At 64.2% G+C, this 330-nt stretch carries 1 pseudogene; it reads right to left on the bottom strand.

Annotation, left to right across the window (positions count from 1 at the left end):
• A pseudogene (locus AC0L20_RS40385) lies at positions 1–330 on the bottom strand (MFS transporter); the annotation flags it as partial.

Raw genomic sequence — 330 nt, 5'->3', positions numbered from 1 at the left:
CCACCGGGCGCACCAGCAGGTTGCAGATGAAGCCCAGCACCAACAGGCCTGCGAGGATGTACAAGGTGATGTCGTAGGCCGCGGCGCGTTCAACGCCGATGCTCAGCTGATATTCACGCAGGTAGTTCACCAGCACAGGGCCCAGCACGCCGGCCGCCGCCCATGCGGTGAGCAGGCGACCATGGATCGCGCCGACCATTTGCGTACCGAACAGGTCGGCCAGGTAAGCCGGAACCGTCGCAAAACCACCGCCGTACATCGACAGAATGATGCAGAACGCCGCCACGAACAGCGCCACGTTGCCCAGGTGGCCCAGGTTCGGGATCAGCG

It is taken from the genome of Bradyrhizobium sp. Kon58 (assembly GCF_055807455.1).
Note: the sequence above shows the minus strand (reverse complement) of the source record. Positions and strands in the feature narration are given on the sequence as shown.